The organism is Paenibacillus sp. MAEPY2 (genome assembly GCF_000499205.1).
In the GTDB taxonomy this organism is placed as follows: domain Bacteria; phylum Bacillota; class Bacilli; order Paenibacillales; family Paenibacillaceae; genus Paenibacillus; species Paenibacillus vandeheii.
On record NZ_AWUK01000010.1, the window covers coordinates 162020 to 186209 of the forward strand.

At 46.8% G+C, this 24190-nt stretch carries 23 protein-coding genes; 13 read left to right on the plus strand and 10 right to left on the minus strand.

The window, feature by feature from the left end; translation table 11 throughout:
- Positions 1–74: 74 nt before the first annotated feature.
- A complete protein-coding gene (locus P364_RS0108155) occupies positions 75–1259 on the minus strand; it encodes an MFS transporter (RefSeq protein WP_024629648.1) in 1185 nt (394 codons plus the stop codon).
- Between the two features lie 319 nt (positions 1260–1578).
- On the opposite strand from P364_RS0108155, the gene P364_RS0108160 reads away from it, so the two are divergent.
- Complete coding sequence (locus P364_RS0108160; protein ID WP_024629649.1) at positions 1579–2541, plus strand: endo-1,4-beta-xylanase; 963 nt, start codon at positions 1579–1581, stop codon at positions 2539–2541.
- A 103-nt stretch (positions 2542–2644) separates the two neighbouring features.
- Here P364_RS0108160 and P364_RS0108165 read toward each other — a convergent pair whose 3' ends face one another.
- Entirely contained in the window at positions 2645–3982 is a 1338-nt protein-coding gene (locus P364_RS0108165; protein ID WP_024629650.1) for a glycoside hydrolase family 30 protein, read from the minus strand.
- A 124-nt stretch (positions 3983–4106) separates the two neighbouring features.
- On the opposite strand from P364_RS0108165, the gene P364_RS0108170 reads away from it, so the two are divergent.
- Positions 4107–5021, plus strand: a complete 915-nt coding sequence (locus P364_RS0108170) for an AraC family transcriptional regulator (RefSeq protein ID WP_024629651.1) — start codon at positions 4107–4109, stop codon at positions 5019–5021.
- A gap of 171 nt (positions 5022–5192) precedes the next feature.
- Here the strand turns inward: P364_RS0108170 and P364_RS0108175 are convergent, their stop codons facing one another.
- On the minus strand, positions 5193–6710 hold the full coding sequence (locus tag P364_RS0108175) for a leucine-rich repeat domain-containing protein (protein WP_024629652.1): 1518 nt from the start codon (positions 6708–6710) through the stop codon (positions 5193–5195).
- Between the two features lie 494 nt (positions 6711–7204).
- On the opposite strand from P364_RS0108175, the gene P364_RS0108180 reads away from it, so the two are divergent.
- The 7 genes from P364_RS0108180 (at position 7205) to P364_RS0108210 (ending at position 13305) form a co-directional block, all read left to right on the plus strand.
- Entirely contained in the window at positions 7205–8095 is an 891-nt protein-coding gene (locus P364_RS0108180; protein ID WP_024629653.1) for a diacylglycerol/lipid kinase family protein, read from the plus strand.
- A gap of 174 nt (positions 8096–8269) precedes the next feature.
- Positions 8270–9187, plus strand: coding sequence for an aldo/keto reductase (locus P364_RS0108185; RefSeq protein WP_024629654.1), 918 nt, complete (start codon positions 8270–8272; stop codon positions 9185–9187).
- A gap of 274 nt (positions 9188–9461) precedes the next feature.
- Positions 9462–10844, plus strand: coding sequence for a hypothetical protein (locus P364_RS0108190; protein ID WP_024629655.1), 1383 nt, complete (start codon positions 9462–9464; stop codon positions 10842–10844).
- A gap of 241 nt (positions 10845–11085) precedes the next feature.
- Positions 11086–11256 carry an aspartyl-phosphate phosphatase Spo0E family protein gene (locus P364_RS36790; protein WP_081717937.1) on the plus strand — a complete coding sequence of 57 codons (171 nt, stop codon included), beginning with the start codon at positions 11086–11088 and terminating at the stop codon, positions 11254–11256.
- Positions 11257–11354: 98 nt separating this feature from the next.
- On the plus strand, positions 11355–11735 hold the full coding sequence (locus P364_RS0108200) for a GntR family transcriptional regulator (protein ID WP_024629656.1): 381 nt from the start codon (positions 11355–11357) through the stop codon (positions 11733–11735).
- Positions 11732–12607 (plus strand): ATP-binding cassette domain-containing protein, encoded by an 876-nt coding sequence (locus P364_RS0108205; protein ID WP_024629657.1) that lies wholly within the window; start codon positions 11732–11734, stop codon positions 12605–12607. Before P364_RS0108200 ends, P364_RS0108205 begins: the two co-directional genes overlap by 4 nt.
- The gene (locus P364_RS0108210) at positions 12604–13305 is read left to right on the plus strand and encodes a hypothetical protein (protein WP_024629658.1); all 702 of its coding nucleotides are present in this window, start codon (positions 12604–12606) and stop codon (positions 13303–13305) included. Before P364_RS0108205 ends, P364_RS0108210 begins: the two co-directional genes overlap by 4 nt.
- Positions 13306–13400: 95 nt before the next feature.
- Here P364_RS0108210 and P364_RS0108215 read toward each other — a convergent pair whose 3' ends face one another.
- The 4 genes from P364_RS0108215 to P364_RS0108230 all read right to left on the minus strand — a co-directional run bounded on the left by P364_RS0108215 (position 13401) and on the right by P364_RS0108230 (position 16850).
- Positions 13401–13916, minus strand: coding sequence for a hypothetical protein (locus P364_RS0108215; RefSeq protein WP_024629659.1), 516 nt, complete (start codon positions 13914–13916; stop codon positions 13401–13403).
- 32 nt (positions 13917–13948) lie between these two features.
- Positions 13949–14728: an isocitrate lyase/PEP mutase family protein gene (locus P364_RS0108220; protein WP_024629660.1), complete on the minus strand. Its 780-nt coding sequence runs from the start codon at positions 14726–14728 to the stop codon at positions 13949–13951.
- Positions 14729–14813: 85 nt separating this feature from the next.
- Positions 14814–15860, minus strand: coding sequence for a bifunctional transcriptional activator/DNA repair enzyme AdaA (locus P364_RS0108225; RefSeq protein WP_024629661.1), 1047 nt, complete (start codon positions 15858–15860; stop codon positions 14814–14816).
- A gap of 114 nt (positions 15861–15974) precedes the next feature.
- A complete protein-coding gene (locus P364_RS0108230) occupies positions 15975–16850 on the minus strand; it encodes a DMT family transporter (RefSeq protein WP_024629662.1) in 876 nt (291 codons plus the stop codon).
- Between the two features lie 231 nt (positions 16851–17081).
- Here P364_RS0108230 and P364_RS0108235 point away from each other — a divergent pair, with 231 nt between their 5' ends.
- Positions 17082–17663 (plus strand): hypothetical protein, encoded by a 582-nt coding sequence (locus P364_RS0108235; RefSeq protein WP_024629663.1) that lies wholly within the window; start codon positions 17082–17084, stop codon positions 17661–17663.
- 203 nt (positions 17664–17866) lie between these two features.
- On the opposite strand, the gene P364_RS0108240 is transcribed toward P364_RS0108235, so the two are convergent.
- Positions 17867–18784, minus strand: a complete 918-nt coding sequence (locus tag P364_RS0108240) for a phosphatidate cytidylyltransferase (RefSeq protein WP_024629664.1) — start codon at positions 18782–18784, stop codon at positions 17867–17869.
- A 97-nt stretch (positions 18785–18881) separates the two neighbouring features.
- On the opposite strand from P364_RS0108240, the gene P364_RS0108245 reads away from it, so the two are divergent.
- From P364_RS0108245 to P364_RS0108255, 3 genes are all read left to right on the plus strand, one after another.
- Positions 18882–19442 carry a hypothetical protein gene (locus P364_RS0108245; protein ID WP_024629665.1) on the plus strand — a complete coding sequence of 187 codons (561 nt, stop codon included), beginning with the start codon at positions 18882–18884 and terminating at the stop codon, positions 19440–19442.
- A 359-nt stretch (positions 19443–19801) separates the two neighbouring features.
- On the plus strand, positions 19802–21097 hold the full coding sequence (locus P364_RS0108250) for a GntP family permease (protein WP_024629666.1): 1296 nt from the start codon (positions 19802–19804) through the stop codon (positions 21095–21097).
- Positions 21098–21120: 23 nt separating this feature from the next.
- A complete protein-coding gene (locus tag P364_RS0108255; protein ID WP_024629667.1) occupies positions 21121–22269 on the plus strand; it encodes a glycerate kinase family protein in 1149 nt (382 codons plus the stop codon).
- Between the two features lie 107 nt (positions 22270–22376).
- Here P364_RS0108255 and P364_RS0108260 read toward each other — a convergent pair whose 3' ends face one another.
- Entirely contained in the window at positions 22377–23423 is a 1047-nt protein-coding gene (locus P364_RS0108260) for a CdaR family transcriptional regulator (RefSeq protein WP_024629668.1), read from the minus strand.
- A gap of 181 nt (positions 23424–23604) precedes the next feature.
- Positions 23605–23982, minus strand: coding sequence for a winged helix-turn-helix transcriptional regulator (locus tag P364_RS0108265; RefSeq protein ID WP_024629669.1), 378 nt, complete (start codon positions 23980–23982; stop codon positions 23605–23607).
- Between the last annotated feature and the right edge of the window lie 208 nt (positions 23983–24190).

Genomic DNA, 24190 nt, shown 5'->3' on the forward strand with positions numbered 1-24190 from the left:
TACTGATAAAGAAGGGTTTTCTCGTTATGGAGGAGAGATAGCGCTCTGCTCCAGACCAACTGTGCCCTTAACTCTTATACCGTTTCAATTGAACTACGACTACGAGAGGTGAAAAAATTTATTTTGACAACGATGCATACCAAAGCAAGCAAACCAAAGATGATTCCACTCCAGATGACCTGATGAATTCCGAGTTGGGCAATGAACCAGCCGCCAATGGAGGTACCGAGGGTAATTCCCAGATTAGAGAAAGAGACAAAGAGGCTATTTCCGAATTCCGGTGCTTCCTGAGATTCCGTCGTAAGCCAGGTTTGGCTGACAATCAGACCACCGGAGTGAATCGCACCCCAGACGAACACCATGATAATCATAGGAATGAAATAGGAGCCTGCATAGAAAACGAGTAAATAAGCGGCCATGTATAACACCGGGAAGAGGAGAACGGTTCTCGGAATATTCCGATGCAGGAGCTGTCCGAATACCAAATTTCCGGCGATCATAATAACACCAAAAGCCAAGAGCATCGCACTAATCCATGAACCGTCCATACGGGTGACTTGCCCAAGGTATTCGGCAAAATAACTGTATACAGAGAACATCGCTGCAAAAATAAAAATGACAGCGGCAATATTTAGCCACAGCGCAGGTTTACGCAAAATGCCGATCTGTTTGCCATAAGACATCTTCTCCTGCACAGGCATGGATGGCAGCCAAATCCATATACCGATGAAAGCAATGATACTGACAGCCGCTCCGAACCAGAACGCAGCCTCCAGCGAGAATCGATCCGCAAGATAGGAAGTTAGGGGCACCCCAAATGCAAAGCCGGCAGTGATTCCGGTAAACACTTTGGCGACCGCCTGACTGCTTTTCTCCGGGGGGACCAGTTTGGCACCCGTGACCAGAGCTACGGAGAAGAAGACCGGATGAAAAATGGCCGGGATAATCCGAAAGATTAACATCATGTCGAAGCGGGTTGTGTAGGCATATACTACATTCGAAATGGCGAACAACAGCACGGCAATTAACAAAATGGTTTTACGATTGATACCAGATACGAGTAAAGTCAGAAAAGGGCCAGACACGGCAACGACTAGCGCGAAAATACTTACCAGCCATCCAGCTTGTGCAGCGGTGATATTGAATTTCTGCGTGATCAAGGGCAGCACTCCAATAATGCCTACTTCTGTAGTGATGATGGCGAATACACCCAATGCGAGAATGAGGATGAGCAGCGGATTAACCTGTTGTGATTTCATGTTAAAGTGTAGACCTCCAAATTCATTTATATATATAGATAAATAGATATATTAAACTAAAAAAATACCTCCTTGCCTCTGTATAAAATTATGGCCGATATAATAAGTTCTCAGAATTACATTATATCTATATTTATAGATTTGTAAATATAATAAAGTGTAACGCCTTTGTTTAAGTTATCATGTTACAACCCAATATCTATACTTTCTTAGGGACAAGCTATACTTTCTACATGGATAATTACAAATATATCCAGTAAAATGATGAATGTAAACGCTTACTAGATTGTCAACTATTAAAAACTAAAGGAGGAAGATCATGTTCAAGTCCAAATGGTTTAAGACCGTGGGTGCGTTAGCGTTAGTAGGTGTGCTTGCCACATCAGTAGCTGTAGGCAGTGTGAGTGCAGGTTTGGCGAAAGGCAGCAAATTTCTGGGGAACATTATTGCAAGCAGTGTTCCCTCGAATTTTAGTCCATATTGGAATCAAGTGACGCCGGAGAATTCAACCAAATGGGATGCAGTGGAAGGCACACGCAATAACATGAACTGGTCTCAGGCCGACATGGCGTATAACTATGCGGTTAACAATGGATTTCCATTCAAATTTCATACCCTTGTATGGGGAAGTCAGCAGCCGTCGTGGATTAACAGCCTCTCCGCTGCTGATCAGAAAGCCGAAGTGACACAGTGGATTCAGGCGGCTGGCCAGCGTTATTCCAAAGCGGCTTTTGTCGATGTGGTTAATGAACCGCTGCATGCCAAACCTTCCTATCGCAATGCCATTGGAGGGGATGGAGCAACAGGCTGGGATTGGGTGATTTGGTCTTTCCAACAAGCGAGACAAGCTTTTCCGAATTCCAAGCTACTGCTGAACGAATATGGTATTATCGGTGACCCGAACGCGGCGGATCAATATGTACAGATTGTTAATATTTTGAAGAGCAGAGGGCTGATTGACGGCATTGGTATTCAGGCGCATCACTTTAATATGGATAACGTCTCCGTAAGCACGATGAACACCGTACTGAACAAGCTGGCTGCGACAGGTCTGCCGATCTATGTATCCGAGTTGGATATAACGGGAGACGATAACACGCAGTTACAACGCTATCAGCAGAAGTTCCCAGTGCTGTGGCAGCATTCTGCGGTCAAAGGTGTGACCCTGTGGGGTTACAATCAGGGTCAAACCTGGGTTAACGGTTCCCATCTAGTGAACAGCAACGGTACAGAGCGTCCAGCAATGCAATGGCTAAGAAATTATCTTGCCAATAATCCTTAAGTTCTCATAATCATGCTCTGACGTTATCAGCTGAATCCCTGAATAGCGCCTGTTCCTCGGTCAAGCCGCGGAGCAAGGCGCTATTCCTGTTTATATCTTCTTTCTAGCCTTCCGAGATAACAATACTATTGAAGGAGTCAGCCTCCAACTCAAACTTAAGTGTCTGCCCCTCGTATGCCAAATACAAGTCACGAGGATCCTTGAACGGATTGTTGATGACGATCACGAGACTGTTGTCAGGATTGCGGAATGCTACCGATTTGCCACTCCAGGCTCCAGACAGACCCACTCTTCGTGCACCAGGAACAATATGATGGGCGAAATGCTTCATCACATAATACTCGGGATTTCGAATGGCCTCACTCGTATCCGGGTTTACTGTAATCATCGAGTTTTGCTCCCAACCCCACGTGCTTCGGCCTTTTGGCTCCAAAACCATGTTCCAGTAGATATATGCATTTACTCCATTGCTGAAATAGTGCTGGTACAGGTTGAATACATACTTGGCGTAGTTCCACGAGTTGTTGCCATCGCCGCATTCATTCTCGGTCTGCATGTATCGAAGCTCCGGGTAGCTTGCCGCTGTGCGTTGAATGGCATTTTTGCCTGCCCACTGATAACCTACTCCCTTGATATAGGCGTACGCTTTGGGATCACTAAGCACCAGTCCGGCGTATTCATCAAAATCATTCGTTTTTTTCTTGATCAATTCTTCCCATGGGTCAGGCGCGTTGATCGTCCCCAGCCAGATTTCCGTGTCCAGACCATGCTGGTCAAAAGCTGGGCCCAGATAATCGGCGATAAACTCACGCAGCTGCTCGCCAGTCCACATGCAGGAAGGGAATTTCTGATCCGCGATGACTTCGTTCTGCACATGAACCTGATGGATGGTGATGCCTGCCTCACGGTAAGCCTGTACGAATTTGACGAAATACAGTGCATACGCCTCCAATATCTCCTTCTCCCAGCGCAGCGTACCGTAGTTATAGGCTTTCGGCGATTTCATCCAGGTTGGCGGACTCCAAGGAGAGGCGAAGAATTGCAGATTTGGATTATAGGTCAGGGCCTCTTTGATGTATGGAATTAGGTATTTGAAGTCACGTTCAATCGAAAAATGTTCCATGGCCACGTCGCCGTCCACCTCATTGTGGCTGTACCATTGTTCTGCATAATCACTCGCGCCGATCGGCAGGCGGCAGATGTTGAATTTGTGTTCGCCTTCCGGGTGAAAGAGGGAATGAAAGACTTCATGTCGATGCTTCTCATTCAAGTGGGACAGGGCCATATAACCAAGCTCATTGAAGCAGCCGCCAAATCCTTCTACAAGCTGATGCTGTTCACCTGTGAGCTTTAGATTAGCGCTCTCATTTGTGATTGTATAAGAAATCTCTTTCCACGAAAGATTGGGTGTAGTGGAATAGCCATGTAACGTCAGAGACATTGGAATTTCCTCCTCGCTTGAACCTCAGGTATGTTGTACAGTACAGTCAGTATATCAAGTCCCTCTCCAAAAGCAGATACGCTGAACCGTGTAAAATTTGCCCTAATCCAAGGTGGTGTAATCCATGATCATCCCTGAACCATACCGTTCCTATCTATCACCCGAGAGCCGGTGGTTGCCTGCGACGGATTGGAACGTCAAGCTGTTTGGTGCTCACATGCAGAAGGTGAACGAAGGCTGGCATGTGCCGCAGGAATCCCATTTGGCCTTTGAATTAATTCTGATTCTGGAAGGCGCACAAACGACAATACTGGAGAATATCCGTTATGACCTTTATCAAGGAGATATATTACTTATCCCACCCGGGTGCAAGCATACCAATGAATGCAATCAGGAGAAGGGGCTGACCTACTTTATTGCCCATTTCAATGTGGACGAGGCTTTGTTTCGGCAAGGGATGAGTCGACAAGTTCAGCTGTTGTTCCCGAATGGCAGCGAGGATAATCAGCGAATGACGGAAGTGATGATGAAATGGGTGAACCTTCTTCAGCAAAAAGAAGAATATACAACGGCAGATCTGTTCCGCATGCAGGCTGGTTTACTGGAGATTCTGGCGATCTTGGCAGAGCAAAGCTCCTCCCGTTCTCAAGAATCCGTATCGCCTACTGTGGCGCACTATGCAACCCTGATTGCCGAGGCAATCAAAAGCCGTTTCAATGCCGGTAACATTCAGCGGGAAGGGCTGGGGGATAAGGAGATTCGGATTGAAGAGATTGCAGCTTCACTGCAAATCAGCCCTGGATATGCACTGGAGACATTTCAGAAAGTATATGGCATCTCCCCGCGCAGATATTTGTCCGAGCTGAAGCTCCACGAGGCCAAGCAGCTGATCCATCAACCTGATTTGAACCTTACCCGGGTTGCCGCCATGCTCGGATATTCCAGTCTTGCGCACTTCAGCCGGCAATTCAGAAGATGGACTGGCATGAGTCCCAGTGAATACAGACAGACGATGGGCAGCATCCGTTTTTTTGAATAAACCGAATTCCCGCGTGCCCACATCCAATTTAATGCGCACCAAAAATCCCCGCTGACGATTCAGACGGGGACTTCGCTGTGCATGCAAGAAGCTGCATGGATGGCATATGAATGGATTGTGCATTGAGATAAGTAGAGATAAGTGCGTGGTGCTTGATTATACTTTTGTTAATTAAGGTTGTTGTACACTCTCATCCTGTGCTTTGTTTTCAAAGATCAGGATCGTTTTGGTGCTTCCGATATACCCAACCGTCGTATGGAATTGCTCCGAAATAAATCGTACCGGGACAAACGCCTTGCCATCTCTCATCAACAGAGGCGCTTCGTTTACCGCAAGAGTATCATCTATACTCACCTGTTTGTTGCCCACCGTCCACTTCAGCAACGTGTCATTTTGCGCAATCTGAACCTCCTGTGTATCCGGATTCCAGTTCACGCTGGCATTCAATTGCTCCGAGACAAAGCGAAGCGGCACATAGGTCCGTCCATCCTCGATAAAAGGCGCAGCCTCCAGCGCGTAAGCCTGATCACCCACATAGGCGGTTGTAGACCCTTCAACCAGTCGCTGGAATCTGCCCTGCGGGGTGCGCTTCTGCTCCCGTACGTTCATTTGATTTAGAAGGCGCATCGTGTTGCTGCCGCTAGCGACGTCCAGGTAGTTGTTTTGCACCGTTAGTCCGGCAGGTTCCGGCTCGGAGACCGATGTCTGAGTACCCGAGGACAAGGAGGTGGAGGTCGAGATATCCGTTATGGTATTAGCAGAGCTGTTTCTTGTAAAAGTAAATCCGGCAATGGGTGTCAGATCCCACACCCGGTTGTTGGACAGCTTCAGCACTTCCAGCTTGGACAGCTGCCGTAACGGCTCCAGGTCATAGATCTGATTGGACTCCGCATTCAGTTCTTTGAGCCCTGTCAGGCTCTCCAGGGGCGCCAGATGCTGAACCTGATTCCCGGAGACGTCCAGCGTCTGCAGACGTGTCATATGCTCCAGTGGCATCAGATCGGAAATCTCGTTGCCTGCCACATTCAGCTTCTGAAGTGTATTCGGCAGATCAGCCAGTACATCCAGTGTCTGAATATGGTTGTTGGCCACATTGAGCTGTTTAAGCTTTCTTTTATCCGCCAGTGGTGTCAGGTCCGTGATTGTATTGTTCGAGATTTCGAGCCATTGAAGATCATCTGCATCAGCCAGTGCGGAGAGACTGGTAATCTGGTTACCGCTGGCGTGAAACGTATGTAGTCGATTGAATCCACGTACAACCTCTATAGAAGAAATGGAATTGTTGCTGATATACAGCCGTCCCAGGTCTTTCAGATCAGCCAGTGCATCAATGGATGTAATGTAATTATTGCGAACGTCAACCTCGCGAAGCTGAGTCAGATGCTCCAGCGGTGTTAAATCGTCAATCTCATTGCCATATAACCGGAGGTGAGTCAGATTCTTGGCGTATTGCAGACCGGCCAGGCTTTGAATGCCTGCATTGCTCAGATCCACAACGTTCAGCTGCTCCAGATCGGATGAGGTTAGAGGGGAATCTACCGGTTTGTTCAAGATCAGCTTCAGTCCGTTCTCCAGTGCAGGGTCTTCGATGATTCCTTCGCCCAAGTCTGCAGTAGTATAGGCCATCGCTTGCCCAGCCGCCCCGAGACTCAGGATGAATACTAGAAATAGTAGAGTCATTCTTCTCATTGCATGAATTCCCTCCGATTCCGATTTTGAGATTATAAAATACTCCGAACAGATTGAGTTCTTTGATGATATATAAGGTAAGTACAATATTTACACGATAACGGAGAGGGCAGAAAAAACCAGAAGAAGCGAAGCGGTCACCTTTATCACGGGATTTCTCCCTTTAGTAAAGGGAATCAAAGAAATCCGGGGATAACAGTGATCGGAAGGTTGTTCTGCCATCGGAGTGGTAAGTGTAAATGGATCAGTTTAACTTATGCAGGTACGAATAAAAACACATCTATAGTTATTAACCAGTCATTAGGCAAAAGGAACATGAAATTCATGACAGGCAGAACATCTACTTCTATTCTATATGATACCAACCCCATACTGCACTCTTCCGATCATCTTTTTCAAAAAAAATTGTACAACTCCCCCAGATCGTATTCAACTCCATGGCAGATAGGGTAAAGATGAAGTAAAGAATGCCATTTGGAGGAGAAGATGCAGGTATGCGCCAAGCCATGATCATTAGCAATCCATCGTCCGGTAAAGAAGAAGCTAAGCAGTATGTGTCCCAAGTCAAAGAAATTCTTGAATCACAGCAGTATGAAGTGGTGATTAATGAAACGGCCGGGGAGGGCGATGCGACCAACTACTGCCTTAGTGCCTGCCAAGACGGCAGTGATCTCGTCATTTCCATCGGAGGAGATGGGACACTGCATGAGACGATTAACGGCATGATGGATCAGGAACATCGTCCCAGACTGGGTGTGGTGCCGCTGGGTACGGTGAATGATTTTGCGCGTGCGCTGAATATCTCGCTTGACCCGGAAGAAGCCATTCGACAGTTACTATCGGAGCAGGTTCATAGGGTAGACCTCGGTAAAATCAATGACCGTCTGTTTGCCAACGTGGTGGCAGCCGGTTCATTGGCAGAAGCGCTGTTCTCGGTATCGTCGGAAGAAAAGTCGAAGCTGGGTTCATTTGCTTATTTGAAAGAAGGATTGAAAGACCTGATGAACACACCCGCCAAGCAGCTAACCATTGAGTATGATGGGCAGTTTTGGGAGGGGGAATCTCCTCTTTTTCTCGCGGCGCTGACGAATTCGGTTGGAGGTTTTGAGAAATTGTCCCCTGATGCAGCGGTAGATGATGGGTTAATTCATTGTTTTGTGATCCGTAGCATGAACGTCTTCAATACAGTTACACTCGGAACGTCCCTGCTGTTTGGCAATCTGAAGAACCATAAGGATGTTGATTATTTTACGGCAAAAGAAGTTCATGTCCGTTCCACAGATGCCATCCGCACGAATGTAGATGGAGAGGAAGGGCCTTCCCTGCCCATTCGAATCGGTGTATTGCCTCAGCATATTGAGGTGATTGTTCCGGAAGAAGTATAGGCGAATGAACAGCGGAGAAAAAAACCTCCATTATTCCATATAAGAGTTCTAAAATTCCATTGAAACCGATTGCAGTTCTGTGTCACAATCATAGACGGAAGACAAGTATATACCAGTTGGCAATGATCATGGGCATTAGAGTACGATACTATTCGAATATGGAGGGAAATCATCTTGAGAACAATTAAACTTGGCAGCAGCGCACTCGAAATACCGGTTGTAGCCGTTGGCTGCATGCGAATTAATTCATTAAGCAGCAAAGAAGCAGAACAGTTTGTTCATTCCGCCATGGAAGCAGGCGCGAACTTCTTCGATCATGCTGATATTTATGGAAACGGAGCATGTGAGGAGATCTTTGCAGAGGCTGTGCAGATGAATCCCCAGGTTCGTGAAAATATGATTCTTCAGTCCAAATGCGGTATCCGCAAAGGCATGTTTGATTTCTCAAAAGAGCATATCTTGAATTCGGTGGATGGCATTCTGCAACGTTTGAAAACCGAGTATTTGGATGTTCTGTTGCTGCATCGCCCGGATACATTGGTTGAACCGGAAGAAGTGGCTGAAGCCTTTGACCAGCTGGAGCGCGAAGGCAAAGTGCGTCACTTCGGGGTATCCAACCAGAATCCGAACCAGATCGAACTGTTGAAAAAATACGTTAAACAGCCACTGGTAGCGAACCAGTTGCAGTTGAGTATTACCAACACTACGATGATCGACAGTGGAATCAACGTGAACATGGAGAACGATGCCGCGGTTAACCGTGATGGCGGTATTCTTGATTACTGCCGCCTGCACGATATCACGATTCAACCATGGTCCCCGTTCCAATACGGATTCTTCGAAGGTGTATTCCTGGGAAGCGACAAGTTCCCGGAACTGAATGCGAAGATCGATGAGATTGCTGCAAAATATGAAGTGAGCAACACGACCATGGCGATTGCCTGGTTGCTGCGTCACCCTGCTCATATGCAGCCAGTGACAGGCACAACGAACATCCAGCGTTTGCAAGATTGTATCAAAGCTGGCGATGTTCACCTTACGCGCCAGGAGTGGTACGAAATCTATCGTGCAGCTGGCAATGTGCTGCCTTAAACGAACAGTAATATATAGCAGATCGTTCTGCTATAATGCATGTAAAACACGAGCGCATATGCTGCTCGTGTTTTTATTTTATCCTTTATTTGATGCTTGCCCGTTCCCGGTATAAAATAAGGGTAGGGCCTTTATTTTAACAAAAGGATTTTTTTGTAATTAATACAAATTAGTTGAATTTATCTTATTGACCCTTGCTTAATTATTACATATAATTACTTTTGCATACCGTTAATCCTGTTTATGGTTTTTTATTTTGGAGGGTGGTGTTAGTTTGGAGCCGACAACCACGATACGCGATCACTTAGAAAGTTATCTGAAGCGTGAGCAGATGTCCATTAGTCTTTTTTCGGAAACGTCAGGAATTAACTCCGGTACGCTGAGCAATATTTTGAACAAGAATCGTCCGATTGCGATGCAGCAGCTGGATCGAATCACTTCAGCTATGAGACTTGAAGAAGGTTACTTCTATGAATTGTACATAGATGAGTGTTTTGTCCATGCTGCCCCTGACTGGCGAAGACTGGGACCATTCCTTCATCGATGTGCTGAGTTGAATAAATTGAACTGTATTGAAGAGGTTATCCGCTTGATGATGGATAATCTATCTTATATTCCTTTGCTATTTGATCTGGCTGAAGAATTCTACCATGCCGGTAATTTCGAACCGGCCGTTCTACTATATGAAACGATAGCCGAAAGTGAGAAAATGCAACACTCCGAACGGCTTGCACTATGTCAGTATCGACTCTTCAGGCTGGGACTGACCAATGATCAGCAACGAAATCTGATCATCGCGGCTCAATTCGAATACTATGTTGACCGGCTTGATGAACGTTATCAGCTGGATGCGCTCAACGAATTAATTGATGCCTTTGGGGCCTTGCATAGATGGAATAAAGTGCAGGAGCTGTCCGAGAAGTTAAAGGTGAAAGCAACCATCCATTATGAGTTGAATGGGAGAAAGAAACAGGAAGAAACAAAGAGACCTATTGTGTTCTACATTTTGTATTCCTATTTGGCTTCAGGAAGTGCGTGTTATCAACTTAAGGACTATCAAGGCGCCCTTAAATATGTTTCTTTATATACGGATAACAGCTGGGTGAAGAACCCTGATCAAGACGAAATGGTAGTCATGAATCAGTTTCAGGAATGGGCTGAGGGCAACCGTTATATATATCAATTAATGAGCGGACAGTTTGAGGTGTTACCTGAATATTTGAATTACATCTCAACAAAAGAAAATGAGATTTTCCCTGCGCTTTGTGATATTGTGACTGCTGCAAACCGCTATGATAAAAATATTGATGATGTACTCGAACAGTATGAATCTTACTTTACGTACCAGGAACAAAGCAACCGAATCGGAAAAGTCAGCAGACAGGTTACAGATGATCGATATCTACGTCTATTAGCGGATCTGGGTGCGTATTATCTAAAGAAAGATGAGTATTTCACAGGGATACAATTTGTTCTGGATAGTTTGCGATTCTCTATTGAAATTAGCAGTGGACGAGGTATGCTTAGAGGTGTCGGACTGTTTGAGCAATATAGGGAGTTTGCAACTGAGACGGCGAAACAGCAATACAAATTGATCATTAGTGAGGTGCAGAAACTCAATGAAGAGAAAGTTGGCTTTGCTGATAGCTACATGTAGTATTATTATTTACATTGTAGCTCCTGCTACGGATCCTGTCTCAGGCAACGAAGTTCCAGATCCCACAATTATGAGAACTGCTGACCACGGATTCGGAACTTAAAAAATTGGTAATGGACGCTTCTGAATATTCATTCAGAGGCGTCTTTTTTTGCGTCTAGTGGAAGAATAAGTATGTCGTACCCCTTGCGGCCTATCGATTGGCATAATAAACTAAAATATGACAAAAAGGAGGGGTACTATGGATTGCCTGGAGTTAATGTCACAGATCGAAGAAGCCAGACAACAGCTTCACCGCTTGCAGTCGGAATACGGCAGTCTGCTTCATCCTGAAGTCATCCAGCAATCTGTAGTTCTCGACGGTCTTATTAATCAATACAATCGAGCCAAAATGAAAAAAATGATCAATTAGGGGTGCGCCTATTTACATATTGGTTTCCATGCACTATAGTTAGTCACATGAGTAACTAACCGACTAACTAATTAACGATGAATGAAAGTTGGAATCGCATGAAATCGAATTTGGATGAATCTCAGCCCATTTTTCATCAGATATCTATGATGATTATGGATGACATTGTAGACGGCAGATTGAAGGTGGAGGAACAGGTCCCTTCAACCAATGAGCTCTCTCGCTTTTACAATATTAATCCAGCCACGGCACGCAAAGGGCTTCAAACGCTCGTGGACAAAGGCATCATTTACAAACAACGAGGTGTTGGCATGTTTGTTGCAAAGGGAGCCCGGGAAGCATTGCTTGTTGAACGAAAGCAGCATTTCTACGAAGAATATATCAAGCCTTTACTTGAAGAGGCCAGACGGATTCACATGAATGAGGACATGATTATTAATTTGATCCGAGGCAAGAAGGATAAGGAGAGTGAGTTATGATTCAGATTGAACAGGTAACCTACAGCTATCAAGAGACGCCCGTGCTTAACAATGTGACTTTACATGAGAGTGAGCCGACCATTAGTGCAATGTGGGGAAGAAACGGTGCCGGCAAAACAACCCTGATGAGTCTGCTCGCAGGCCATAACCGACCTGATGCTGGGACCATCCAAGTGATGGGCCAGGACCCATACAACAATTTGGCTGCGCAGGAGAACCTGTGTTATATCCAGGAGAATCATCCCCTGGGTAGAAATTGGACGATCAACGACATGGTTCGATTCGGTCAATACTTCCATCCTCAGTGGGATCAGACCTTTGCGGAGCAATTAATTGATATGTTCGAATTACCCGTGAAGAAGAAGATCACCAAATTCTCAAAAGGCATGAAGACCGCTGCCCAGATGATATTGGGTCTTTCCAGTAATGCAAGAGTAACGATTCTTGATGAGCCCACCAATGGACTTGATGCTGAGAAACGTAAATACTTCTACAATGCTTTACTGGAGACTTATGAAGATAACCCGCGGCTAATTCTAATATCAAGCCATCATATTGAGGAGATTCAGCCTTTATGTGAGTCCCTCATCGTTCTACAAGCGGGAAAAGTGTTACTTAATCAGCCCATGGAAGAGATGCGTGAAAAAGGAGTTCTTCTAACAGGGGGAATGGATGACATCAAACGTGTCACAGCTGACGTGGAGGTTATAGAATCTTCCCAGATGGGATCGACCATGAGAGTGATGATTGATGAGCCGTACTCCAAAGTGTGGAAGGACATTGCTCATGAACAAGGGTTTTCCATTGAGAAGGCGACACTACAAGATTATTTGATTAACAGGACCCGTAATCAAGAGGGGGTTAAGCGATGAACGCAACGAAAGGTACGAACCGGCTGATTCTGGATGATATGCGCTGGTATTTAATGATTTTCTCGTCGATTACACTCATGCTTACAGTCGTCTATTTAGCTATTGGATTCATATTTGATGTGACATATACGACGCAATTATTTGGTCCAATGTATGGAGGGATCTGTGCTTTTGCAATCGCGGGGATCATCACGTTGTTTCCGGTTGCGATAGGTATGGGCAGTACACGAATTCAGTTCATGAAATCCTTCTATATCATTTCGGTATGGATGGTCGTAGGAACAATTACGATACTGAATGTCATCTATTTCATCATGCATCTTCTCCATGAATATGGAACGCTTGGCGTAACCTTTTATCAACCAGGCATGCTGTATTCAAGTGAGTATCATTTTTTTTCCTATCTATGGCTTGATCTGATGATTGGTTTCCTGGTGTTGGGATTATCCATCTTTTCAACTGTCTGTTGGATTAGATTGGGGATGCGTAATTTTTTCGTCCTGTTCTTTGGGGTTAGCTTAATCGTCACGCTGGTAATTGTTCTATCAGATCTGAGCGTCTGGTTCCAGTGGTTTGCGAATGTCAATCTCATCGCATTGTTCACTGCTCTGGGGGTCATTGGAGGTGCTTTGCTTCTGAGCACATACCCCATGATGAAGAATGCCCCGCTTACAATGAAAGGCAGAAAAGAAGGATAAGAGACGCTTTTGATGAAGGGAAATCCAGGCTGACTATCCATTGAAATCAAAGAAACACGAGTGAGTATAACACGCCTCGTGTTTTTTTGTATAAGTTAAGCTTGAGCTTGTGGTTTAAATCCTTCGTCTTTGAGATACTCGCCAGCTTCGCTACGAGATTCAAAAGCCATATCCAGATTAAGACCGGAATACACATACCACATGTCATCTTCATATTTTAAGGTAAGTGTATGTCCATCTTCATCGACCCATGTTCCGCCACCAACAGAGGTTGTAGCCAATGTAGGAGCAGCTTTTACTTGTTCTGGTTCTTTGTATTCTTCTGCGTTGGGGTTGTAAGACATCGCTTTGATCGTTTCATCTAACAATGTGCGTAGGTCTGCTTCGGAGTAATCACGAATATTGACGAATCCTTTATCATCGGTCTCATAGTTGGGCAGTAGCCCTGCATAGATATAACCGTTACCGTTAGGATGAATATGGAAAGCAACAATCTTTTTATCATACGCGCTATCTTCGTAGTGAAAATTAACACGACCGAGAGAAACATCTTTGCGTTGCAGTTGGGGATACGATTGTAGCACTTCAAGCTTTTGTTCAACGTTAAGCATATTTTCCTCCTGTTAGTGTTGGGTAGTGGTGATTATAACATAGTTCCTAATAGAATACTTTGCCCCAGTTCTTTCAGGTGTTCCATCGCTTGCAGATAAGGATAAGGACCATAGCTTACGCGCGCCACACCCAGCACGCCAAGTTGTTTTGGTGAAGGCTCATGTGATGTAACCATCACGTTGACCGGAAGCGACGAACGCTCACATAATTCCTGAATCAGTTGTTGATTCTGTAAGCCTGGAACAAACAGGCCGCTGGCCCCTGCTTCTGCATAAGCTTTGGAACGAATAAGCGCTTCTTCCAGGAGAGTGTGATTGTGTCGTTCAGGTGCATTTTGCAAAAAGATATCTGTGCGGGCGTTAATGAACAGTGGGATGCATGCCTGCTCCGCAGCCTCCCGGGCGGCCGATAGTCTTAGACATTGCTCCTCCACATCGTAAAGTCCTGCGCCATCCGGAAGTTGATCTTCGATATTTATTCCTACCGCACCGTAATGGATCACGTGGCTCACATTTTCCTTCACTTCTGACGTGAACCTGCCATACCCTCCCTCAATATCGAGCGTTACAGGCAGTTCGACGCTCTTGGTGATTCGCGCCAGATTGGCGAGTACCAGTTGGAAGGGCATTGCTTCTCCATCTGGTTCACCATGGGCGGCAGCTACAGACCAGCTTCCGGTAGCGATTGCTGTGGCGCCGGTGGACTGGATGGCTTGTGCGCTTCCGGCATCCCACACATTGACCAGCACCAATGGATTGCCTTTCACATGGGCTTGGTGGAATATCGCTGCTTTTTCTTGTAGGGTATTCATATGGTTTCGCTCCTCGTTATATTGCTGTAAACCGCTTCACAATACTTGCGTCCGTTCTTTTTTTTGCTTCTTGGGAACTAGATGCTCAAATCTCTTGCTTCTCATGAGTTAAAAGCCAGTTTTTGCGCGTCAGCCCACCGCCGTATCCGCCGAGTTCACCACTGGCATTGATCACACGGTGACAGGGAATAACGATAGCTAGCTGATTGGCTCCGTTAGCCTGTGCTACCGCTCGACATGCTGTTGGTTTACCCAGTGCATTCGCGATATCCTGATATGACCTCGTCTCTCCCGCCGGAATTGCAATCAATTGCTCCCATACACTCTTTTGGAATGGTGTTCCTAACCAGAACAACGGGGTGAGGAATACATTTAATGTGCCTTCGAAATACTGCCCAAGTTCCCGTTCAATGGAACGAATCGGCTCTGTTATTCCGGGTACAATGGCTGACTTCGTTCGTTTGCGTAATCGTTCCACTTCACGCTCCAGACCTCTGCGGTCTACAAATTCAAGCAGATATAATGCTTTCTCATCGGCTACAGCCATCATGGGTCCTAGACGTGTGTCGATCCAGGACGCCTTCAATACATGCTCTTCATCCACTTGTGTAGGCGCTGCGCCCATGATTCGCGAGAAGGCATCCCGGAACCCGCTGCCGGATTCGTAACCGGTGGACAGCTGGGCATCAATGACGGTGCGACCGGAGCGAATATTTTTCAGGGCCAGCCCCATGCGACGGGCGCGGGCATACTCCACAAAGGTCATACCAAATCGCTTCTTGAACTGACGTCTGGCCGTGGATTCATCGATGGATAATGCCTTGAAGTCCTGACCTTTCCAGCGTTTCTCCGGGTGGTTTTCTACGGCTTCCACCAAAACACGCACGACATCCGACACCTGATTGGGATGGGATAACGGACGGCAGCGCTGGCAGGGGCGATACGAAGCAAGCAATGCCTGCTGCGCCGTCTCGTAGAATTCACAGTTTTCGAACTTCGGCTTTCGTGCAGGACACGTAGGGCGACAGAATACACCCGTGGTCTTGACCCCGACATAGAATAATCCTTCGTATTCCGAATCCTTGGCAACCAGGGCCTGATAGTATTGTTCTTTCAGTTCAGCAGAAATCATTGGGCGCGCGTCCTTACTTCAGTAGAGTTAACCTTACCGATATTATAAAAAAACGATGCACAGGGCATCGCCGAAAATCAGGCATGAATATTTTTATTTTAGTATGAAGCATGCTCATATGGATGATGTTTTCTTTTGATTTTTCCGTCCACTCCAGTTTACCAAAAAGATCCCCAGGAATATGCATAGTCCACCGATATATACGTAATTCTGAATGACTTCGCCCAGAAGCAGCCAGCCGGATAAGACACCGAAGAATGGCGCGAGAAACAGAAATGCACTTGTCTTGCCCGGATCGCCCTTGCTTAACAGGTAATACCACGTAGCGAACTGCACGATGGAACCGAGGATCGCCAGATACAGAATCACCCCTATGGACGTGGCATTCAAGATGAGTTTTGTTGATTCCAAGGTGAAACTGAGCAATAACAGCGTCACCCCGCCGAATAACATCTGATATGCCGTTAACACCCAAGTGCTGAAGCGTGATCCCCATTGTTTGACCAAGAGGGTAGCGATGGCCCATGACAAGGCGGAGCCTATACCCAGCAGCGTTCCTTCCGAGAATTGAAGATGGAATCCAAGCGTGATGAAGACCCCCGTTATTCCGATAAGTACCCCAAGCCACTGATATGCCCGATATCTGAGACCCACAAAGACACTTCCAAGAAGAACTACCAATAGCGGATTCGTAAACGTGAGAATGGATGTCTGCCCGGACGGAATGGTACGCATGCTTAGGAAAATACAGGCCATCACGCCAGTCGTCTGAAATAGACCGATGACGAATAACCGGAGCCAGTCAGGCACGGTGGTCGGAAGGTTTTTATTTCGCACCCATAGCGCCATTAGTCCTCCAGCCAGAGTAAATCGAATGCCGACCAGCAGAATGGGAGAAAGATAAGCCAGCCCAATTTTGCCCACAGCAAAGGATGAACCCATAAGCGAGGTGGCGAGTATAACGAGCATCATGAAAGCAAAACGATTCAACTTTTTTCCTCCCCCAATATAGCGTATTTTTTGACCCTTTCAGGGTATCACGCCAACGTTTCAGGGTTCATCGAAGTGTAATAACGAATAGGATTTATAACTCATTTACATAATATGGAGCTTAATGTGAGACGATATGGTGTAGTAATTACTATAGAAGGTGCTGATTGGAAAGTTCTCTTGGGATGAATGCATCGTGCTTGTTACTTTAGATAAATGGAGGGAGTTCCAATGATGAATATCAATAAAAATAAATCTATACTCTGGGTGTCTGCTCTGTGTATTCTGCTGCTGACCAGCGCATGTGGGGCCAAAAATAACAATGAATCCGTACAGGAACACGCCTATCCGCAATCGAAGCAGCCCATAGAAGATGCGGGAAAGAGTTCCGTTCCTAATATGGAGGCGAAGAATAACAACGGTCAAGCGAACGAAAGTGGGAATGAGGGCAAACCTACCGCCCAATCGGAATCCTCTGCTGATGCAAAAGGACAGGTCATGATCGTGATTGACCAGACGGACAAGCCTTCCGAAGGCAACAGCTTTGATTTTGCGATCAAACAAATTCCTGAGGGTTACGCTTTAACCGAGATGCGTTGGACGTCCAACACGGTAACGATTGTGAATTCTTATAAGGAAGCAATCGAACATGGCGCGAATGGGAAAGAAGGATTTTACATCAGTGGTGACGGGCAATTCTCCGGATTTATTTATTCGGATGAGATGAAGGGTGAACGCGGCAAAGCGACGTTTGTCTTTACCAATGATGAGGGGAAGGAAGTCACCTCGGAGAAGGAAATTAAATTAAAATAAGCAGACGAATTATTGCTGTGTGGCACTTCTACTTCTGTTGATTCAAATGGAGAATGGAACAGGCGCATTGTGCGTGCGTATTCAATTCAGCCCCTAAATATGTAAAGCAGCCTTCATGGCTGCTTTTTGGTGATTCCGTAATGTCATACCACATACTGGTCGATCGTGCGGCGTTCAACTTTGTGACTTAGCGGGTACTGCTCCTACATAAAGTCGAAGAAATAACGTACCACATGGAACATGACCGGAGAAGTGTACGTCAGGCTGTCGACCCGGCTCAGGTAGCTTTTTTTCAGCGCATCGAACTTATTGTCATCCCCGATTAACAAATCCCGTTTCAGAACAGAAACCGTCAGACTCCCGAAGAACCCAGCCAGAGCGATTAACACACCGATGAACAGCGCGAAACGTGCATCAAACGGGGTCAGGTAGGGATGAATGTAATAAGAGGCAGCGGTGGTGACAACGAATGCACAGGCGAACCCTTCCCATGTCAAAAAAGGATTGGCGGTCGGCACCACTTTGCGTTTGCCCAGATAGAGCGAGGCCAGATAATGCACGACATCATTCAACTGGGTTAACACGACCAGGAACAGGACCAGCTTTGCGCCATATTCCGGTGTTGCAAACGGAAAGTAGGCCAGATGACTAAGTCCAAATACCATCAGCATCAAGCCCCACTGCGTCGAGCTGACACTGCGAAGGAAACCGACCGTGCCTTTATTAATCAAGCGTGGCAGAGGTAGTACAAGGAAGACATATAGCGGAATAAACACGATAAACATCCCATACCATCCAATATAGATCCAGTAGAACTGGACCGGAATCGCCAGATATGCCCATAGAAACAGCCTGCGGTCTGCTTTGCGGGTGCTGCGGATCATGGAGAAGTACTCCTTCAGCGCGAAAAAGGTAAGTACCATAAGGGAAATCAGGGAGACAACCGGATTGAAGAGAGTGGCGAGACAGAAGATGACAAGCATGCCCCACCAGGTTTTGATTTTGTTGCCAATGCCCGAATAATCCTTGCCCGGCTGAAGCTTCGTAATAATTTTATATACGATATGTATGACCAGTAAGGCGATGAAAATCAGTGTTAAAGTAAAGAGCGAACTGCTCATGTACAGACCACCTGCTTATCTAGAAGTGAGATTCCAATATAGGGTACCTATGTTATTATGAAGGAATAGTGCGAACTTGATAAGGGGAAATTTCGTTATGACAGCTGAACGCTCGATCTACATCCTGCTTACGAACACAGGAACATTGTTTACCAAAGTTATTCAGAGTTACACCAGAGCGCCATACAATCATGCCTCCATCTCATTTGACCGGGAACTATCCGAGCTGTACAGCTTCGGTCGCAAGCATCCGAGTAATCCGCTGAACGGCGGGTTCGTGAAGGAAGATATTCAGACAGGTACATACAGTAAATACCCAAATACCACATGTGTCATTTATGAGCTTCAGGTGACGGAGCGTGAAGTGGAAAAAATGAAGCGGGTGCTGCATATCTTCATCCGCAGCCGCCAGAAATATATGTACAATCTGCTTGGTGTGATTGGCATTACATTGAAGGAGCCGGTGGAGTTCAGCAACTCCTACTTTTGCTCACAATTTGTTGCCGAGATTCTGCAACGCTCGGGCATCAAGCTGTGGAACAAGCTGCCTGCGCTGGTGACCCCGGATGATTTTCGTCAAAGTGAACAACTACAGCTGGTGTATGAAGGGAAGTTAAGTGCGTATAAGCCAGAAATTGAAGGGCAGAAAGAAGAGTAAAAGGGAGAGGCGTCTGAGACCTCTCTTGGCCCTGGTTTGGATTTCAAGAAATAAAACCATGAAACAGCCTGTTGCCCCGGATTCCGGGTTAGAGGCTGTTCCTTTTGTGTATTGTTAGATCGATGGTGTGGATGAACGGTCCAAATTAACCTCTTCCAGAAATTCGATTACTTCACCATTCGGACTATGCACTACCGCATTTCGAACCTGGAGCGGAGGCTCACCAAGTGAGATCCAATCGGGCTGAACATAAGGTTATGCATATGCACAATGAATTTCGTCTGTTCATCAATATTTATTTAGCTCGCCAGCAACTATAATGAAAGCGTGTTCAACAAGTGCATGGGGGGCAATGGACAATGGAACTTTTTACAATTAGCTGGATCGGCGCACTGGTAGGACTCGCAATTGCGATTATACTGATTCTGAAGAAGCTGAATCCGGTCTACTCTTTATTTCTGGGCGCAATTGTAGGCGCTTTAATTGGCGGAGCTAACCTGGAAGAGACCGTAAATATACTGGTGAACGGCACGCAAAGTGTCATGGGTACCGTGCTCCGCGTATTGGCTGCCGGGGTACTGGCTGGTGTCATGATGGAGTCGGGGGCGGCAGAGACAATTGCCCAGGCCATCGTACGAAAATTTGGCGGCAGCAAGGCCATTCTGGCTTTGGCGCTGGCAACGATGATTATTACAGCCGTTGGGGTATTTATTCCCGTGGCCGTCCTGATCGTAGCGCCAATTGCGTTGTCTGTCGGTAACAAAATGGGCATATCCAAGGTGGCTCTTTTATTAGCTTTATCAGGCGGAGGCAAGGCGGGCAATATTATTTCCCCGAATCCAAATACCATTGCTGCGGCGCGGGGGTTCGAGCTGGATCTCAGCAATGTCATGCTGGCTGGTGTGATTCCAGCCATCTGCGGATTAATTGTAACCGTTATCGTAGCTTCAATGCTCAAAAACAAGGGTGTAATGGTAACCGATCAGGAAGCAGAGCAGGGTGAAGTGGACACGTCACAATACCCACCACTGAAGAAGGCGATTGTGGCACCGTTGGTTGCGATCATCCTGCTGATGATTAATCCGATCGGCTCCATTACAGGTATCGAGGCATTGTCCACATTCAAAGTGGATGCGATGTATATTCTCCCGATTGCAGGTATTATCGGCATGCTGGCAATGGGCCAGGGCAAAAACATTGTGAAATACACAACTTCCGGATTAAATAAAATGACTGCCACCGTGCTTATTCTGATCGGTGCCGGAGGCATTGCAGGACTGATCTCTGCATCCGATCTGTCTGGTCAGGTTGTTGGACTTATTGAAGCGTCCGGGATATCCGGCACCTTCTTGGCACCTATTGCCGGGATTCTGATGGCAGCAGCGACGGCTTCCACCTCGACAGGGGTTATCCTTGCCACAGGTTCTTTCGGCGATGCAATTCTGAACATGGGGACTGCGCCACTCGCAGCGGCGGTCATGGTGCACACGGGTGCGACAGTTATCGATTCCCTGCCACAAGGCAACTACTTCCACGTTTCAGCAGATAGCATGAAGATGACGATCAAGCAGCGGATGGGCGTTATTCCTTATGAAGCGATTGTGGGTGGAACGATGGCAATTGTAGCAACGTTAATTTACGGATTTATCCTTTAATAACACGGATAGGGTGGGAGAAGATGAGAGAGACGACATTTGTACTGGCACCGGATTCATTTAAAGAGAGCATGACAGCGAAAGAAGTATGTGTGGCTATGGAAAAAGGATTACGCAAAATCTACCCTACCGCCAGCTATATTCATGTACCGATGGCAGACGGGGGCGAAGGTACAGTCCAGTCGCTGGTGGATGCTTCTGGCGGTGTGATTTACCAGAAAGAGGTGAGCGGTCCATTGGGTCAGCCTGTAACTGCGCAATATGGCATTCTGGGCGATGGGTTAACGGCGGCGATTGAGATGGCATCGGCGAGCGGCATTCATCTAGTGACGAGGGAGACCCGGGACCCGCTTCGCACGACAACCTATGGCACTGGAGAGCTGATTCGGGCGTGTCTGGATCAGGGCATTCGCAAAATCATAATCGGAATCGGCGGCAGCGCGACCAATGATGGGGGTACAGGCATGGCCGAGGCCCTTGGTGCGAAGTTTCTGGATGCAAACGGCCAACCGCTTGTGCGTGGAGGCGGAGCGCTTGATCAGTTGGCTCATATCGATGTCTCCGGCCTGGATGAACGATTGCAGGATGTAGAGCTCATTGTGGCCTGCGATGTAACGAATCCATTATGCGGAGAGCATGGCGCCTCACGGGTGTTTGGTCCTCAGAAGGGGGCAACACCGGAGACGGTGCAGCTACTGGATGCGAATCTGTTCCATTATTCGGATGTGGTGAAGCAGCAGCTGCACAAGGATATACGTGATGTGCCGGGGGCAGGTGCAGCAGGCGGTCTGGGCGCAGGGCTTTTGATTTTTACACAGGCTGTGTTGCGCAAAGGCATTGAAATTGTCATTGAATATACAGGTCTGCGTGACAAGCTTGAACATGCGGATGTGGTGTTTACAGGCGAAGGCGGAATTGATTTTCAGACGAAATTTGGCAAGACACCATACGGAGTGGCGAGGGCAGCCAAGGAAGCAGGCAAACCGGTTATCGCCATCGCGGGGTACGTTGGTGAAGGAATAGATACGTTGTACACAGAAGGCATTGATGCGGTGTTCGGGATTGTACCGGGTGCGGCTGAACTGGAACGACTTCTGGACGAAGGTCCACAGAATGTGGAACGTACAACCGAGAATATTGCAAGAGTGCTGAAATTGGGTCTGATTTCTTAAAATTTGGTTGATGCGATGATGAGGGAATTCGCAGCATAAAGAGACTGAGTGGGACGCCGTCCGCATGGATAGGGGCATTCCTGTGCAGTCTCTTTTTGTATTGGGGTCTACTGATATGATGCTAGTAGTCCGTGGGTAAGTTCAATGAGCTCCAGCCAATTGCGTGGGTCCTTGCTTGTAAGGGTTTGGATCCGTTTGAGCCGATATTGCAGCGTATTGCGATGGATGTTGAGCTCTTCAGCAGTCGTTGACATGCTGCCATTGTGTTGAATGAAGCTGCGAAGGGTGTCCAGCAGATCCGCTGTGTCCTCCAACTTACTGACGATGTTGTTATGACGGGTCAGGTTGGTACTGCTGAAGCGCACCAGAAACTGGACATCATCATAATGGATCAGTGGTGCAGCAGGGCGGAGCGCGAGCAAGATGTTCATCGCAGATCTCGCCTGTTCATAACAGACGGCAATGCTGGCTTCACGTTTGCTAACAGAGATGAAAGCTTGAGGCTGCTCCTGATGTACAAGCTGAGCTATTGAATTAACGTCCGATTCGCTCTGAATCAGAATGATCTGCGCAAGACCATCCTCCTCTACAGAGAAAGAAGGCAGCTGTAGTAATATCCGGCTGGTCTCCGGGCTAAATTCAGGGGATTCATGGGGAAAGCGGATGTATAGAAGAACCGTCGGCAGCTGCAGATCGATATGGTATTGCGCCGCTTCCTTCCTGATCTTCTGTGAATAGGAACCGGAGTGGGCAAGCAGCCGTTCCAAAAAGGCTTTTTTTCGAGAAGCCTCATGAGCCAGATTTTCCAATTGATTGCGTTGTTCGATCAGAAGAGATACGGTTGTGCGTACAATGTTGCAGAACGGACGGACTTCATCCGGATGCCCGGATATACCGATGACTCCGACATGCTGATGATTGATCCTGATCGGCTCGTTGGTGCCCATCTTCTCCAGTCTGCCATCCTGCCAGACTTCGACGCGGTCCCCGGTGGTCAGGGCACGGACTGCTCCCTGATGTACCGTACCTACGCGTTCTTTCTGTCCACTTCCAATGATAACGCCCTGCTCGTTCATGATGTTGATGTTGTAGGGAATGTCCTGCATCATTTTATCGACAATATCCTGTGCCTGTTTTTCCGAAAGCTGCAGCATTAGAGGTCCTCCTTCTTCGGCTGTCCCAACAAGGTGCAAGTATTTTGGTCTAATATGTCTGTTCAGTCTTGTCTATCCTATTGTGCATCTGAACGAAATTATAGCTGACGTGCTTGTCTTAAACAAGATTGTCCTCCGGTACGGAAGAAGATAGCCCAGTTATTTTTATCGTTTCTGCTGTTTATTTATGAAACTCCCCGGCTAATTTCTCGGCAGTATCTGTGTGCTTCGTTCCGTTTAAGTATTCCACATGTGCCTTCCCCCAGCCACACATGCCATCCAACAGCGTGGCAATGGTCTGCCCGTGTTCCGACAGGCTGTATTCCACCTTCGGTGGAACATCGCCATAGAGCGTGCGCACAATAATCTGATCCTGTTCCAGCTCCCGCAGTTGTTTTGTTAACGTGCCTTGCGCTACATCGGGAATCATACGTCTTAACTCGCCAAAACGCTTTGTGCCTTCCTTCAATAAAATAAACAGGATGAGTGGTTTCCATTTTCCGTTAATGGCTTCCAGCGTAACCAATACCCCTTGTAAACGTGGCTCCTGTAAATTCATAGTATTCACCTCGATTTATTCAACTATATGTAATTCCATCATACTTGATTTTTTCGCTTTTCGCTTGTTTGATCTATTGAAATTGGGCGGGGATAACCCTATCGTTGGGGTCCATTAGTACGAATTTTAGTACCTGGTACGATTCAATTGCGTACTGTTCAGCACCGTCCATTTCAATAATAATGAACAAAACGCTGGTACAACGAAA

Excerpts from the sequence above, each read along its gene's own strand:
- P364_RS0108200 (WP_024629656.1), top strand. The coding sequence starts at position 11,355 with ATGAAATCGAATTTGGATGAATCTCAGCCCATTTTTCATCAGATATCT.
- P364_RS0108225 (WP_024629661.1), bottom strand. The coding sequence starts at position 15,860 with ATGATTTCTGCTGAACTGAAAGAACAATACTATCAGGCCCTGGTTGCC.
- P364_RS0108255 (WP_024629667.1), top strand. The coding sequence starts at position 21,121 with ATGAGAGAGACGACATTTGTACTGGCACCGGATTCATTTAAAGAGAGC.
- P364_RS0108260 (WP_024629668.1), bottom strand. The coding sequence starts at position 23,423 with ATGCTGCAGCTTTCGGAAAAACAGGCACAGGATATTGTCGATAAAATG.
- P364_RS0108205 (WP_024629657.1), top strand. The coding sequence starts at position 11,732 with ATGATTCAGATTGAACAGGTAACCTACAGCTATCAAGAGACGCCCGTG.
- P364_RS0108155 (WP_024629648.1), bottom strand. The coding sequence starts at position 1,259 with ATGAAATCACAACAGGTTAATCCGCTGCTCATCCTCATTCTCGCATTG.
- P364_RS0108165 (WP_024629650.1), bottom strand. The coding sequence starts at position 3,982 with ATGTCTCTGACGTTACATGGCTATTCCACTACACCCAATCTTTCGTGG.
- P364_RS0108220 (WP_024629660.1), bottom strand. The coding sequence starts at position 14,728 with ATGAATACCCTACAAGAAAAAGCAGCGATATTCCACCAAGCCCATGTG.
- P364_RS0108170 (WP_024629651.1), top strand. The coding sequence starts at position 4,107 with ATGATCATCCCTGAACCATACCGTTCCTATCTATCACCCGAGAGCCGG.
- P364_RS0108180 (WP_024629653.1), top strand. The coding sequence starts at position 7,205 with ATGCGCCAAGCCATGATCATTAGCAATCCATCGTCCGGTAAAGAAGAA.
- P364_RS0108240 (WP_024629664.1), bottom strand. The coding sequence starts at position 18,784 with ATGAGCAGTTCGCTCTTTACTTTAACACTGATTTTCATCGCCTTACTG.
- P364_RS0108250 (WP_024629666.1), top strand. The coding sequence starts at position 19,802 with ATGGAACTTTTTACAATTAGCTGGATCGGCGCACTGGTAGGACTCGCA.
- P364_RS0108175 (WP_024629652.1), bottom strand. The coding sequence starts at position 6,710 with ATGAGAAGAATGACTCTACTATTTCTAGTATTCATCCTGAGTCTCGGG.
- P364_RS0108245 (WP_024629665.1), top strand. The coding sequence starts at position 18,882 with ATGACAGCTGAACGCTCGATCTACATCCTGCTTACGAACACAGGAACA.
- P364_RS36790 (WP_081717937.1), top strand. The coding sequence starts at position 11,086 with ATGGATTGCCTGGAGTTAATGTCACAGATCGAAGAAGCCAGACAACAG.
- P364_RS0108265 (WP_024629669.1), bottom strand. The coding sequence starts at position 23,982 with ATGAATTTACAGGAGCCACGTTTACAAGGGGTATTGGTTACGCTGGAA.
- P364_RS0108160 (WP_024629649.1), top strand. The coding sequence starts at position 1,579 with ATGTTCAAGTCCAAATGGTTTAAGACCGTGGGTGCGTTAGCGTTAGTA.
- P364_RS0108210 (WP_024629658.1), top strand. The coding sequence starts at position 12,604 with ATGAACGCAACGAAAGGTACGAACCGGCTGATTCTGGATGATATGCGC.
- P364_RS0108215 (WP_024629659.1), bottom strand. The coding sequence starts at position 13,916 with ATGCTTAACGTTGAACAAAAGCTTGAAGTGCTACAATCGTATCCCCAA.
- P364_RS0108235 (WP_024629663.1), top strand. The coding sequence starts at position 17,082 with ATGATGAATATCAATAAAAATAAATCTATACTCTGGGTGTCTGCTCTG.